Here is a 13,916-nt window from a genome sequence, read left to right on the forward strand (position 1 = left end):
TGGACATGAACTGGCCAAAAGACACCTGGCATCCGATCGGCGACATCTCTGACATCCCGCTGCGCGGCGCACGCTGCGTGAAAACCCCGCAGGGCAAGATCGCCGTGTTTCGCACGGCCGAAAACGAGGTCTTCGCCATCGAGGATCATTGCCCGCACAAAGGCGGCCCGCTCTCCCAGGGCATCGTCCACGGCGCTGCCGTCACCTGCCCCCTGCACAACTGGGTCATCTCGCTCGAAACCGGGCAAGCTCTCGGCGCGGACAAGGGCTCGGTCAGGACCATTCCTGTGCGCAATGAGAACGGCATGCTGTCGATCGCTCTCGACAGCATGATGATGGCGGCGGAATAGATCATGTCCGTGTGCGCGGTGGTACCCTCCTCTGTTCGTTCCAGACATCTTCCCCTCAAGACGGAAGATCGGTTTGAGTTTGCTGCTGCCCGTTTGAACAAGAAAAGCATGTATCGCTCTTGTTCAGTGGGTGGAGACCAGTGGCACGGCGAGCTCCTGATCCTTCCCCTTGAGGGGGAGATGTCAGAGGAGGGTGTAAACCATCGGCGACTAAGCATCGGGGAGACCAAGCGTGCCCACTGAAACGAAGACTACGTGTCCCTACTGCGGTGTCGGATGTGGCGTTATTGCGACGGTCGACGATTACGGAAAGGCTTCCGTTAAAGGGGATCCGGGGCACCCGGCCAATTTCGGCCGGCTCTGTTCCAAGGGCTCGGCGCTGGCCGAAACGATCGATCTCGACGGCCGTGTCCTCTACCCGGAAATCGACGGTCAACGTGCAAACTGGAACGACGCGCTCGATCTCGTAGCCTCGAAATTTTGTGAAGCCATCGCCGAGCATGGGCCGGACTCGGTCGCATTCTATGTCTCAGGTCAATGCCTGACGGAAGACTATTATGTCGCCAACAAGCTGATGAAAGGCTTTATCGGTTCGGCCAATATCGACACGAATTCACGGCTTTGCATGGCCTCCTCCGTCGCTGGTCATCGACGCGCCTTCGGTTCGGACACGGTGCCGGGCACTTACGAGGATCTCGAACTCGCCGATCTGATCGTACTCGTTGGTTCGAACCTCGCATGGTGCCATCCGGTGCTCAACCAACGGATCCAAGCGGCAAAACAAAGCCGACCGGATATGAAAATTGTCACGATCGATCCGCGACGCTCGGTTAGCGCCGATCTTGCGGACATGCACTTGATGATCAAAAGCGACGGGGATGTTGCCCTCTTCAATGGGTTGCTTGCCCATCTCGCAGGATCGTCGGCTTTCGACCAGGACTATGTATCGGCGCATACGATCGGCTTTAACGATGCGCTGGAAGCCGCGCAAACCAGGAGCATGCTGGATGTTTCGGAGGAAACAGGCTTAGCGGCCGGTGAACTGCGGGCCTTTTATCGTCTGTTTGAAACAACCGAAAAGGTGGTGACCTGCTATAGCCAGGGCGTCAACCAGTCCTCGATCGGCACCGACAAGGTTAACGCGATCATCAATTGCCATTTGGCCACTGGGCGCATCGGCAAACCAGGCATGGGACCCTTCTCGCTGACCGGCCAGCCGAATGCGATGGGTGGCCGCGAGGTGGGTGGTCTTGCCAACATGCTGGCAGCGCATATGAATATTGAGGACGAAGCCGCGCGCGATCGTGTGCAACGCTTCTGGAATTCGCCAACCATGGCTGCAAGGCCCGGTCTCAAGGCCGTCGAAATGTTCGAAGCCGTGGCGGACGGGCGCATCAAAGCCCTGTGGATTATGGCGACGAATCCGGTCGTTTCGATGCCGGATGCCGACCGGGTGCGCGAAGCAATTAGCAACTGCCCCTTCGTCGTCGTTTCCGATATTCAAAAGAACACCGACACCGCCGCACTCGCCCATGTGCTATTGCCAGCCGCCGGCTGGGGCGAAAAGGACGGAACCGTCACCAACTCCGAGCGGCGCATTTCCCGCCAGCGCAATTTCTTGGATCTGCCCGGCGACGCAAAGCCCGACTGGTGGCATATGGCCGAAGTTGCCAAGCGGATGGGCTTCGACGGCTTTGACTACGACAATCCCGCCACAATCTTCGCCGAACACGCGGCCCTTTCTGGATTCGAAAATGGCGGCACACGCGACTTCGACATAGGCGCGAAAGCTGATATCTCTCCTGGTATCTTCGAGGCTATGTCACCGTTCCAATGGCCGCATCGCAAAGGTGCTCCCGAAGGCGTCACGCGATTTTTCGCCGATGGCCAGTTCTACACGCCGGATCGCAAGGCCAGGTTCATCTCCGTAAAATCTGAGCGCGATGACCGCACAAGCAAGGATGCCCCCTTTATTCTCAATACCGGCCGCATCCGCGACCAGTGGCACACGATGACGCGCACGGGCAAGGCGGCGCGGCTCTCGTCGCATCTCGCCGAACCTTTCGCCGAAATCAACCCGGCGGACGCCGCTGAACTTGGCATCGACAAGGCGGGGTTGGTACGGGTGGAAAATTCCTTCGGTTCAGTCGTGCTACGAGCCTTGCTCACAGAGCGGCAGCCACGCGGCGGCGTCTTCGTGCCGATGCACTGGAACGATGAGTATTCTGCAAATGCGCGCGTGGCCGCTCTGCTGGCGCCACACACTGACCCCATCTCCGGCCAGCCCGCGCTCAAGAATATCGGCGTCAAGGTACGGCCAGCCGAAATGGCATATCATGGTTTTGCAGTTGTCGCCTTCCGCCCTGAGCGGCTAGAGGCGCCCTATTGGGCGGTCGCGAAGACAGAAGCCGGATGGCGCGTGGAATTCGGCTTCGACAAGGCACTTGACGATATCGAAGCCTGGTGTCGCGATACGTTCGGCCTTTTTGATCGTGGCGAGCATCTCGCCTATGTCGACAACCCGACGCGACAGCAACGTCATGGCTTCTTTGACGGAGAACGGCTGTTGCTCGCCTTTTATGCCGCGCCCGAACCTGTCGCCGTATCGCGTGACTGGGCCGTCAAGCAACTCAGCACACCACTGGAGACTGCGCGCGCGCGCTTTGCGGTGCTCGCCGGCCGGCCAGGTACCGATCAGATGGACCCTGGCGCAACCGTCTGCTCCTGCTTCTCGGTCGGCATCAACCAGATCGTAGGCGCCGTCGCAGGCGGCTGCCACACGGTCGAGGCTATCGGCAGACAGCTCAATGCCGGAACCAATTGTGGCTCTTGCCGCATTGAAATTAAGGGGATTATCGATGGCTGCCTTCGTCAAGCCGCGGAATGATAGACTGGAGCGGATCGCTCCACTCACCTCGCTGCCGGTATTTTTCGATCTCAAGGGGAAATCCGTGCTGATCGCCGGCGGCAGCGACGGGGCGGCGTGGAAGGCCGAACTTCTGGCAGCAGCGGGCGCGGAGGTGCATGTCTTCTGCCCCATGGACGAGCTTTCCGAGGGCTTTCGGAAGCAACTTGACCAGTTTGTCCACCACGATGCATTTTGGCAGGCGGCATGCTTCAAGAGCTTTGCTTTGGCGGTAGGCGATTGCAAAACCGACGAGGAAGCATGCTGCTTTCACGATCACGCTGTCGCTGCCGGTGTTCCCGTCAACGTCATCGACAAGCCGGCATTCTGTCAGTTCAAGTTCGGCTCGATCGTTAACCGCTCGCCCGTGGTGATTGGCATCTCGACCGACGGCGCTGCTCCGATCCTCGGCCAAGCTATCCGCCGGCGCATCGAAACACTCCTCCCGCGGTCGGTCAAATCCTGGGCTCAGCTTGCGCAGGCTATCCGCGCCCATGTGACAGACGCCCTCACCTCAGTTCAACGACGAAACTTCTGGGAACGTTTCGTCGATCGCGCCTTCGCGGGCGAGGAGCCCGACGCAGATGCGGTGCCAGGCCTGATCGCGGAGGCAGACCGAATTCGTAGCAATGCTAACCCTGCCGGTCACGTGACGCTCGTGGGCGCCGGCCCGGGCGACGCCGAACTGTTGACTCTGAAGGCGGTCCGCGCCCTCCAAGCCGCCGATGTCATCCTGTTCGATGATCTTGTTTCTGCGGAGGTGCTGGAACTTGCCCGCCGTGAGGCCAAACGCATGCTGGTAGGCAAACGTGGTGGCCGCCAAAGCTGCAGGCAGGAGGACATCAACGCAACGATGTTGGCCCTCGCCAAGGCCGGCAAGCGAGTCGTTCGCCTCAAGTCAGGCGACCCGATGATTTTCGGCCGTGCCGGCGAAGAGATTGCTCATCTTCGTCGCGAGAACATCCCCGTCGACGTTATTCCCGGCATCACGGCAGCAAGCGCCATGGCCTCTTGCCTTGGCATGCCGCTCACCCACCGGGAACACGCCCAGTCCGTGCGCTTCGTCACTGGCCACTCTCGGCATGGCGGACTGCCGGAAGACGTTGACTGGGCATGCGTCGCAGATCCCCATACGACAACCGTGTTCTACATGGGAGGCAGGACAGCACCGCTCATTGCCGATCGGCTGATCACCAACGGCCTGCCGCCTTCCACCGCTGCCGTAATCATGGCCGACGTCAGCCGCGCTACCCAGCGGGAATGGCACGGCAGCCTCAAAAACCTTGCCAAGGGCATGGAGAAGATCGGCTACGAAAATCCCGTGCTGATCGCCGTGGGTGGCGCTGTTTCAGCCTGCGGGACTGCGAGCGCGGACGCCGACAATCTTCGAGAAACTCCCGTCAAGGCCGTGGGTTTCGTTGCTGTAGCTTGATCTGATTTGGCGTCACGCAACAAGTAGGCGAGATATCGTGTCGGAGAACATTGTGAAACAGGTTGGCGACCGGAAACTCACTCCTGAAAGATGTGGTGCTGATGTCAAAGGCAGATGCCATAGAACCGTCATCGATCGTGTTTGCGGCCCCACTTTCTTTTTCAAATTATTTTCAAAGATCGGCACTTTGCGCTCCGCCCGAGGGGTGCGCTCTCCGCGCCGTTTGACACTCCAAACGTTGACGGATCAACCCCGATTATCGTCAAAACTCTTCCCGACTGCCAGCACTCACGCTGTCTTTCCGCCGAAGGCTGCGGCTACAGTGTTAGCCATTTTGCGTGCCGGAGAAATGGCCGGCTTGTGGAGAGCGGTGACGGCAACCGGCGAGGCGGGAGGTTTGCGGCGCGGCGCATCCTGCGACGCTCTTGTCACGCCGAGTTGGAACTGGTTGAGCAGCTCTCGCAGCCTGGTTGCTTCGCCGGCGAGCGTTGCGCTTGCCGCGTTTGTTTGTTCGACCATTGCGGCATTCTGTTGCGTTACCTGATCCATCTGGTTAACAGCAATGTTAACTTCGGAAAGACCTACGGATTGCTCCTTCGCTGAGGTTGCTATCGCGCCCATATGCTGGTTGACCGTAATAATATAGCCTTCGATGGTCTTCAGCGCCTCCCCAGTCTCGCTAACAAGCTTGACACCGCTCTGCACTTCTACGCTCGAACTGCGTATGAGATCCTTGATCTCCTTTGCTGCCTGTGCGGAACGCTGGGCAAGCTCACGCACCTCTTGCGCGACAACAGCAAAGCCCTTGCCCGCCTCCCCTGCTCGGGCGGCCTCCACACCCGCGTTGAGCGCCAGGAGGTTTGTCTGGAACGCAATCTCGTCAATGACACCGATGATGTTCGCGATCTGGTTGGATGACTGCTCAATCCTCTGCATTGCGTTTACAGCATTTGACACGACAACGCCCGAATGTGCCGCGCCCGCATTTGCCTGCGCGGCTACAGCTCGGGCCTCATCGGCTCTCTTTGAGGAGTTCGATACATTGACGGTAATTTCATCGAGGGCCGCGGCAGTTTCCTCAAGCGACGCCGCCTGCTGTTCAGTTCGCTTCGATAGATCCTGCGCGCCCTGGCTGATTTCGCTCGTCCCGACGTCGATGGCGCCGGTTGCATCGGCAACCGCTCGCAGCGTTTCCGCGAGCTGGGCCGTGGCGCTGTTGAAATCCGCCCTTAGGCTCTCGAGTTCCGCGACGAATGGTTCCGTGATTCGGCCGGTCAGGTCCCCATGAGACAGCTGCTTCAGGCCCCTCCCGAGTTGCGCCGTTGCGTAGGCCATAGCTTCGGCCCGCACCTCTTCGAGCTGAGCAATGCGGTCGCGCTCCCGCTCGGAGAGCGTTCGCTGGGCAGCAACCTCTTGTTCCAATCTTTGATTGGCAAGTGCACTTTCGCGGAAGACTTCCAGCGCAGCTGCAATGTTCCCGATTTCGTCGGCACGCGACCGATAAGGGATTTCTCGATCAAGGGCGCCTTCTGCCAACTCCTTCATGGAGCCGGTGATCCGGGTCAGCGGTAGCGAAACGATCCTGACCGCATAGTAGATGCCAAAGCCGCTCAGCCCGAGAATAACGACGATGGTCGCGATGGAGATTCCCATTGCCGACGAGAATGCCTTTGCCGCGCTGCCGACGGCTTGGTTGGCAACGTCCAGGTTGACGTCCTTGAGTTGATTGAGCAGCTCACCGTTTTTGATCGCTTGATCCCGCATCGCCCCATTGAGGATGGCGGCTGCCTCCTCGTTTTTGTTTTGGCGCGACAGTTCGATCATTGGCGCTGCGAGAGTGTCGTAAGTCGCAACACCGGCATCAATCTGGTCAATCAGCTTCCGCTCGACATCCGACGCGGCGAGAGCACGGTAGGCGGTAATTTGCTGGGCGGCTTTTTGCTTCACGTCATTGATGCGCTGCTCCGCCTTGGCTATGGTCTCTGGCGTTAACGATAGGATGTGCTGTGCATAGGCCAAGCGTTTATCAGTAAGGGCGGCCTCCAGGTCGCCGATGGTCCGAACGCTCGGCAGCATATTCTTGCCGAGTGAGATGGTGGATGCGTTTGTTTCGTTCAATCCCACCAACGACACAAGCGCGTTGCCGCAGAAGGCGAGCGCAAGCACGACAAGGAGTGATGTCAGTCCTGTCCTGATAGACATTTTCATTTTTAGCCCCTCCCCATGGTAAATTTTCAATAAACTAGCCGATAAAGATAGCGAATTGCTTAACTGGGCTACCCGTCATCTAAGCTGGTGCACCACGCCGGGAAAGGGCGGCTGCATTGACGTGGGAATCGGCATCTTCCATCAACAGGTCGCGGGATACGATCGAAAGGTGCCATTTAACGACGTTCCCAACGCATGAAACAATGCGCGGGCGAAGGAAATGGAAATATCTGCCAGACCGCCGACTGTGGCCTCATCACCTTCGTGCATAGCCACTGTTCCTCCAATGTCATTCTGTCGCTGTCTTGGCTCCCGACTGCTTGCCCAAGTAAGGGCGGCGCTCCAGCTCCGCGGATTCCAGTGCGCTTCTAAGGCGCAGCAGATCCCTGCGGGCAATTAACTATCCGAGCGAAATGGTCCCGATCAATCAGTGTCGGAGATGGCATTAGCTTGACAGCGGGCGCCTGGCTGGATCCATTTCCTCTGGGACACTAGGCGGCGTGGACAAATTTAAGCCAGTATCTGGCGGTGGCGAGATAGACCATGCCCAGGAAACTGTTGGCTAATTGATCGTAGCGGGTAGCGATGGCACGATTGACCTTTAGGTGGCCGAACATGCGCTCGATGCGGCTGCGCTGCCTGTAGAGCGCCCGGTCATGTTCGATCTACGCGGCGGTTTGATCTGCCGGGGATGACCCCTTCGATTTTCCGTTCGGCGAGCTCGGCACGGATGGCGTCAGCATCGTAGCTTTTGTCTGCCATCAAGGCGCCCGGCGAGCGTTCGGGTAAGCTAATCAGGGCATCGTATGCTTTGCAATCGGCCACTTCGCAGCCTGTCAGAATGAAGGCGAGCGGTCGTCCGAGGGCGTCGAGCGGTTCTTCTTGGACCGTCTGCCTCGACCCCGGTTCTTCGGTTCGATTGGCAACAGACCCTTCAGAATGCGCCATTCTGTTTCGGTGAGATCGCCCCGGCTCAAACCTGCCACCAAAAAGCAGCCTTGAATCAGTGACTGGTCGGGACGTCAATGATTGAGATACTTTGGGCTTCGTTTGTCGCGGAAGACGATGCTAAACCTATTGTGATGATTGAGGAAAAATATGGGAATTGAGTCCGATACCAACATCGCATCCAACGAGTTGGAACCCTTTACCATCACTCGGATCGAGGCCGAGCAGCCAAAGTGCATTGCTTTGTTCGCAGTCGGTCGTGGCGGTAACCCGGCACGCCACCATCATTTGCTGCAGACCATGGCTAACAGGAGTTGCACGGTCATTGCGCCACACTTCGAAATGCTGGCCTCAAGTGTCCCGACCAAAGCCGAGTTGGACATGCGCATCCACAGGCTCGAAGCATCTATAGACAGTTGCGCCTACAGCAACCTCCCCATCGTTGGCATCGGGCATTCCATTGGAGCTACAGCTCTGCTCGCCCTTCAAGGCGCCGAGGGCGAAACCCTTGATGGGCAGCAACTGACTACGGGCGCGACTCCACGCCTTGAGCGATTGGCCCTCTTGGCTCCGCCAACGAACTTCTTCCGCCGTCCAGGCGCGCTTCACCGTATAAGGATGCCGATGAAAATCTGGGTGGGAGCCAAGGATACTATCACGCCGCCGGCTCAATCTCGCTTTCTCATGGATGTGCTCGCCGCTCAGGCATCTGTGGCGGTCCAAGTTGATCCCGATGCCGGCCATTTCACCTACATGGACGAATTGCCGCCAAATGTGCCGGAACCTCATCCGGATCGGAACACTTTTCTCGCTGGCTTGGCCGATGAAATAACCGCGTTCTTAGTCGCATAGCGGCTAACGCGGCTAGCCGATACCAATCATGCAGCCACCGCCGGACAAGTATGACATCACTTGTAACCCAAGCGGTAGGTCGGCGGACTGTCAGCGATTTGTCCACGCGCCCTAGTACCTTGCGTGACTGGTGCGGCAGCCTTGCAGAGCGCTATGTAGTGCAGTGCCTGATCGCGGATGGCTTGTGCTCTCGACTGCTGGGCCTCGAGGTAGTCGCGCTCAGCATCGAGAATATTGAAGAATTCACTCGCACCTAGCTGGAAACTCACCCTACCAAGTCGCAATGTCTCTTCTGACGTTGAGGCAAGTTTTTCTTGCGCGGCAATATTGCGTCCATCTCTATTATAAGCCGCAAGCGCTTTTTCGACTTCGGCGATGCCATTCAGAACCGCGGATTGCCAAGCGGCTTGTGCTTGTTGCAATTGTGCTTTCGCGGAAGCGAGATTTGCCTTGTTCTTTCCCCCATCAAAAATGGGTGCGGTTAGATTGGCAGCCATTTGCCAGATGTCGACATGGCCGGTGTGTACGACTGCTGTCGGCGTAATATAGCCGCTGAGCTCCAAGGAAGGATAAAAGGCCGCCTTTGCAACTCCAACGCTTTCGGCGGCGGCGATGAAGTTCTTCTCCGCTCGCCGCACATCCGGTCTATTGCGGATGACATCGGTAGGGATGCCAACTCCGATTTTGTATCGCGGGCGCGGTTGAGCCGCTTTATCATGAAGTTCAGCACGCAGCTCTGCATCCGGCACCCCGGTCAGGCTCGCGAGAGTGGCGATAGAACTCTCAAGCTGGATCTCGAGTGACGGAAGCTCTGCATCGGCTTTCGCCACGAGCTGTTCGGCTTGAACGATCTGCAGTCCACTGCTTTGTCCAACGCCCTGACTGTCCCGCATCAAGGATAGATTGCGCTTTCTGTTTTCAACGGTCTGGCGTGCCAGCGCAATTCGTTCTTGGTAATAGCGTAGGTCCACATAGGTTGACCCAATTGACGAAAGTACGTTTAGGCTCGTTTCGGCGGCGTCAAACACCGCAGCATCAAAGCGCGCCTCCGCCGCACGCTTTTGTGCCCGCGCGCCACCAAAAATATCCACAAGCCAGCTTCCCGAAGCGGTACCATAACTATTTGTCGATGTGCCAAATCCGTATTTGTCACCCCGCGCTTTGCCGACCCCGCCGGAGACCGTCGGCAGCAAGTTTGCCGATGCAAGATCGACGTTCGCACGAGCCTGCCCAACACGGCCTTGAGCCTCCAATATCTCGGGATTTTTCGCGCTCCCAAGCTCAATGAGTTTATTGAGTTCAGGATCAGCAAAAGCGCGCCACCAATCCTGGCTGATCGGTGAGGCTCTTGTTAGTCTTGTCGCGCCAACGAATGTCTTTGGCATGTCTGCCGCCGGTGCACTTACGGATGTATCGACGCAGCTGCTGAGGGTTCCGATTGCAAGAATCATGGGAATGCAAAAAGCATGCGAGTGGAACATGGCCTGCACTTTCGCAAAATTATGGGTGGTTAAACAGGAAGAATCATACGCATGAGCAGTCCGCCTTCCGCTGGAAGCTCGGCCTGTACTTCGCCGCCATGGCGTGCGAAGGCGTGTTTTGTTATCGCTAATCCGAGGCCAAAACCGACGGCACCAGGGGGAAGATCACTTCCACGCCGAAACGGTTGAAAGATTGCCTCGAGAATATCTTTGGGGATGCCCGGACCTTGATCCACCACGGTAATCGCGAAGGCCTGATCTTCCCTCTTGGTTCGAATGAGGACCTGTGTATTTGATGGGGAATATTTGACAGCGTTTCGCACCACGTTTTCTATCGCTCTGTAAATGAGCTCACCATTAACGGATGTCACGCAGGATCCTACTCCCTCGTAAAGCAGAGTGATGTTGCGCGAAGCGCCTTCAAACGCGCAATCGTCGGCAATCTCGCGAAGCAGGTCGACTAGATCAACGGTCTGTCGCTCCAGTGGTTCAATCTCGGTGGTGGTGAGTCTGGCGAGAGTCAGAATCTCGCCAACGAGATCATCCATTCTTGCGATTTCTCGTTCGACACGCTCGGTCATTGCATGCAATCGACTGGGATTCTTGTTCAGAAGGCCAATTGCTGCCTGCAGCCTAGACAGAGGTGATCGAAGTTCATGAGATATATCGTGAAAGAGACGCTGTTGGATATTCTGGAACTCCTGCAGACGCGCCGCGGTGATATCAAAATCATGAGCAAGCGCTGCAATCTCATCCCTCTTTCGATCGATCTTATTGCCGATTCGTATATCGAATTGGCCGAGCGCCAAGGCGCGCAATCCACCCCTTAATTGTTCCACGGGCCGCGTTAGATATTGCGCCAGCCAATAGGCAGCGAGTGCAGCAGCAAACATGGCTGAAGCCCAAGGGACGAGCCTCGGCAGATTGCGTGATAGAAAGCCGACTTCCGTCGCCTCGGCGCTCAGTTGAAAGCAATGGTCTGCATTGACGACACGTCTTTCAAATTTATCCGTAACCTTGATGGTGCATTCCATTGGTCCGCCGATGACCGTCAGTTTCAGATGGACTGGCGACGGCGTCTGCGCAACGGCGGACAGGAATTGTTGTGATACGTCAACCCCGCCTGTCGCCAATAACCTAGCGGCTGTATCGAGCGCGAAAGATGTCCGTTGGTCGCGGAGTTCTTGCGCGGGAGGTACCAGTCCAAAGACAGAACCGATCGCAAACAGTATCGCGATTGATAGAGCCATTGTAAGCCAAACAATTGCGAAAATCCTCCAAAATAACTTTCGCATCAGTACTCCTGCACCAGTTGATATCCCTGGCCGCGGATGGAGCGAATCCAGGACGTGCCGTCATCACGGGTGCCGAGCTTTTGGCGTACGCTGCTGATATGAACGTCGATGCGACGGTCAAATGGCGTAAGAGGTCGGCCGAATGCGCGCCGAGAGATTTCCTGCTTTGGTACCAATTGCCCGGCATTGCGTGCCAACACTTCGAGTATGTTGAATTCCGCACCCGTTAATTCCAGCGGCTTGCCTTGCCATTGGGCGGTTCGACCGGCCGGATGTAAGGCGAGGTCACCGACCTGAAGAATATTTTCATCACCGGGCCTGCTTCCTGCTCGCCTAAGAATAGCGCGAATGCGAGCGACCAGTTCACCGGGAGAGCACGGCTTTGCGACATAATCATCCGCGCCAAGATTGAGACCGGAAATTCGATCGATGTCATCTCCCTTTGCCGTCAGCATCAAAACGGGTACATCGCCTAGGCGACGGATGCGTTGCAAAGCGTCTATGCCGTTCATCCGCGGCATCATCACGTCGAGAACGATGATGTCCACCGATTGGTCGGCGGCACTAGCTATGCCAACACGGGCATCTTCCGACGTCTCAACCTGAAACCCTTCCTCTACAAGATATTCGCTGAGAAGGGTCGTCAGCTCACTGTCGTCATCGATCAAAAGTACTTTCGCCATATCAGGTTCCGTGAGCATTTCCTCGGCACGAATACACCCAACAACGCCGATCGGAAGAAGTTTTACACAACTTTACACTTCCTTAACGTCGCTTAACATCACAGTCGCTATCAGAGGGCCGTCGGCAATTTGCCCCTGGAGCCTCGTATTGACTGAGACAACTGAATCCCATTCGCAGTCTTATCCCGTGCCATTAGAGGGGGCGGGACTGGATACCGATAGCGGAGCTCGCAGGAGCAAGCTGGCGCCTACAACACAGGGCTGGTGTCGAAGCTCAGCCCGATGGCTGAATATGCACCAGTTTAGCACTCTGCTTCTTTTGGCTGGTGCGCTCAGCGGCTGTGTCGTCGGCCCAGACTACCAGAAGCCGGGGCTTTCCATGCCCAAGAGCTGGAACACCAGAGCGCACGATAATCCGGACAAGCCACCAGCACTTGCGGAGTGGTGGAAGCAAATGAAGGATCCGATCCTCGATGACCTTATTGCTCAAGCCGTCGCGGCCAATCTCGATGTCGCTACGGCGAAAGCAAAGATAAGGGAAGCTCGCGCGACCTATCGCGAGCAGGTTGGCGCACTGCTCCCGACGATCGAGGGCACGGCCTCCGCGACACGCAACCGCACGGCCGCGTCTGGTGGCACGCCGGCTACCGCCTACAATGATTATCAGCCCGGTTTCGATGCCAGCTGGGAGCTTGATTTATTTGGGGGCAATAAGCGTACGGCGGAGGCTGCGAAATATGGCGTCGACGCCGCGGAAGAAGACCTGCGCGATACGCTCGTCACCCTGATTGGGGATGTCGCGACCTATTATCTTCAGGCACGCGAATATCAGCAGCTGGCGGAACTCGCTCAAGATTCTTCAAAATCTCAGGCCCAAACGGCCGCGCTGACGCGCACACAATATAGCGCGGGTGGTACGTCGTTGGTCGATGTTACCAAGGCCGAAGCTCAAGCGGCGTCCACCCATGCCGATGTTCCATCCTATGAAATCTCCTATGCCAAGTCAGTCAATCGGTTGGGGGTCTTGCTCGGCAAGTCGCCATTGCTGCTTGAGAGCGTCCTCGGCAAAAGGTCAAGGCTTCCCGTTCCTCCCGCGAAGATCTCCGTCGGAATACCTGCCGACATATTGAATACCCGCCCAGACGTGCGCAAGGCAGAACGTGAACTGGCCCAAGCGACAGCAAAGATTGGCGAGGCCGAGGCTAATCGATACCCGTCGCTGAGCCTTACCGGATCCATTGATTCTTCCGCCACGAGCATTTCTGATCTGGGTAAGAAATCTACCATCGGATGGTCGTTTGGCCCTTCGGTTACGATTCCGATCTTCAAGGGTGGCCAGTTGAGGGCGGCGGTTGATGTCGCCAAGGCACAACGTGATCAGTACCTCTTCTCCTACCAGTCATCCGTCCTCACCGCTCTAGAGGATGTTCAGAACGCCATAATTTCTCTCAATCGATCGAGGGCGCGCTCGGTGGATCTGGCGAAGTCGGTCGAAGGCTATCGGGCGGCAGCGAAGCTTTCAAAGCAGCTGCAAATCGCCGGCGAAGGGGATCTGTTCGACGTGTTGGACGCCGACCGGTCTTTGTACTCGGCCCAAAAAAGTCTCATCGAGACCAAAGCCGATATCGCGACATATTATATCTCGCTTAACAAAGCGCTCGGAGGCGGATGGACCGGTCCGATCGACATTTCACAGCCGGCCGTTCGCGACGTGAACGAGGCTCCGCACCTTCAGGCAAAGCAATCCGCTCAATGACTATTT

The 13,916-nt window shown here is 57.3% G+C and carries 9 protein-coding genes and 1 pseudogene; 5 read left to right on the plus strand and 5 right to left on the minus strand.

The genetic code is table 11. The annotated features are described in order from the left end of the window. The first annotated feature begins 5 nt into the window (after positions 1 to 5). From nirD to cysG, 3 genes are all read left to right on the plus strand, one after another. Positions 6 to 350: a nitrite reductase small subunit NirD gene (gene nirD / locus AB8B29_RS26510; protein ID WP_376774291.1), complete on the plus strand. Its 345-nt coding sequence runs from the start codon at positions 6 to 8 to the stop codon at positions 348 to 350. Between the two features lie 232 nt (positions 351 to 582). Further along, positions 583 to 3,237, plus strand: coding sequence for a nitrate reductase (locus AB8B29_RS26515; protein ID WP_439006838.1), 2,655 nt, complete (start codon positions 583 to 585; stop codon positions 3,235 to 3,237). After that, the gene (gene cysG, locus AB8B29_RS26520; RefSeq protein WP_439006839.1) at positions 3,209 to 4,687 is read left to right on the plus strand and encodes a siroheme synthase CysG; all 1,479 of its coding nucleotides are present in this window, start codon (positions 3,209 to 3,211) and stop codon (positions 4,685 to 4,687) included. The genes AB8B29_RS26515 and cysG overlap by 29 nt, the downstream gene beginning before the upstream one ends. A gap of 288 nt (positions 4,688 to 4,975) precedes the next feature. On the opposite strand, the gene AB8B29_RS26525 is transcribed toward cysG, so the two are convergent. Continuing rightward, complete coding sequence (locus AB8B29_RS26525; RefSeq protein WP_439006924.1) at positions 4,976 to 6,895, minus strand: methyl-accepting chemotaxis protein; 1,920 nt, start codon at positions 6,893 to 6,895, stop codon at positions 4,976 to 4,978. 491 nt (positions 6,896 to 7,386) lie between these two features. Next, positions 7,387 to 7,765, minus strand: a pseudogene (locus AB8B29_RS26530) (IS5 family transposase); the annotation flags it as partial. A gap of 228 nt (positions 7,766 to 7,993) precedes the next feature. Between AB8B29_RS26530 and AB8B29_RS26535 the strand changes: the two are divergent. Then, a complete protein-coding gene (locus AB8B29_RS26535; RefSeq protein WP_439006840.1) occupies positions 7,994 to 8,695 on the plus strand; it encodes a hypothetical protein in 702 nt (233 codons plus the stop codon). Positions 8,696 to 8,751: 56 nt separating this feature from the next. Here AB8B29_RS26535 and AB8B29_RS26540 read toward each other — a convergent pair whose 3' ends face one another. The 3 genes from AB8B29_RS26540 to AB8B29_RS26550 all read right to left on the minus strand — a co-directional run bounded on the left by AB8B29_RS26540 (position 8,752) and on the right by AB8B29_RS26550 (position 12,154). After that, positions 8,752 to 10,080, minus strand: coding sequence for an efflux transporter outer membrane subunit (locus tag AB8B29_RS26540; RefSeq protein WP_162693736.1), 1,329 nt, complete (start codon positions 10,078 to 10,080; stop codon positions 8,752 to 8,754). A gap of 125 nt (positions 10,081 to 10,205) precedes the next feature. Continuing rightward, the gene (locus AB8B29_RS26545) at positions 10,206 to 11,471 is read right to left on the minus strand and encodes a HAMP domain-containing sensor histidine kinase (protein WP_047555665.1); all 1,266 of its coding nucleotides are present in this window, start codon (positions 11,469 to 11,471) and stop codon (positions 10,206 to 10,208) included. Next, positions 11,471 to 12,154 carry a response regulator gene (locus AB8B29_RS26550; RefSeq protein ID WP_439006841.1) on the minus strand — a complete coding sequence of 228 codons (684 nt, stop codon included), beginning with the start codon at positions 12,152 to 12,154 and terminating at the stop codon, positions 11,471 to 11,473. The genes AB8B29_RS26545 and AB8B29_RS26550 overlap by 1 nt, the downstream gene beginning before the upstream one ends. 292 nt (positions 12,155 to 12,446) lie before the next feature. On the opposite strand from AB8B29_RS26550, the gene AB8B29_RS26555 reads away from it, so the two are divergent. After that, on the plus strand, positions 12,447 to 13,910 hold the full coding sequence (locus tag AB8B29_RS26555) for an efflux transporter outer membrane subunit (protein WP_439006842.1): 1,464 nt from the start codon (positions 12,447 to 12,449) through the stop codon (positions 13,908 to 13,910). Positions 13,911 to 13,916 lie beyond the last annotated feature (6 nt).

It is taken from the genome of Rhizobium sp. 11_C7_N12_5, assembly GCF_051811145.1.
GTDB lineage: Bacteria > Pseudomonadota > Alphaproteobacteria > Rhizobiales > Rhizobiaceae > Rhizobium > Rhizobium lusitanum.

Coding starts and splice junctions, on each gene's coding strand:
- AB8B29_RS26535 (WP_439006840.1), top strand. CDS start 7,994: ATGGGAATTGAGTCCGATACCAACATCGCATCCAACGAGTTGGAACCC.
- AB8B29_RS26555 (WP_439006842.1), top strand. CDS start 12,447: ATGCACCAGTTTAGCACTCTGCTTCTTTTGGCTGGTGCGCTCAGCGGC.
- AB8B29_RS26550 (WP_439006841.1), bottom strand. CDS start 12,154: ATGGCGAAAGTACTTTTGATCGATGACGACAGTGAGCTGACGACCCTT.
- nirD (WP_376774291.1), top strand. CDS start 6: ATGAACTGGCCAAAAGACACCTGGCATCCGATCGGCGACATCTCTGAC.
- cysG (WP_439006839.1), top strand. CDS start 3,209: ATGGCTGCCTTCGTCAAGCCGCGGAATGATAGACTGGAGCGGATCGCT.
- AB8B29_RS26525 (WP_439006924.1), bottom strand. CDS start 6,895: ATGAAAATGTCTATCAGGACAGGACTGACATCACTCCTTGTCGTGCTT.
- AB8B29_RS26540 (WP_162693736.1), bottom strand. CDS start 10,080: ATGCCAAAGACATTCGTTGGCGCGACAAGACTAACAAGAGCCTCACCG.
- AB8B29_RS26545 (WP_047555665.1), bottom strand. CDS start 11,471: ATGCGAAAGTTATTTTGGAGGATTTTCGCAATTGTTTGGCTTACAATG.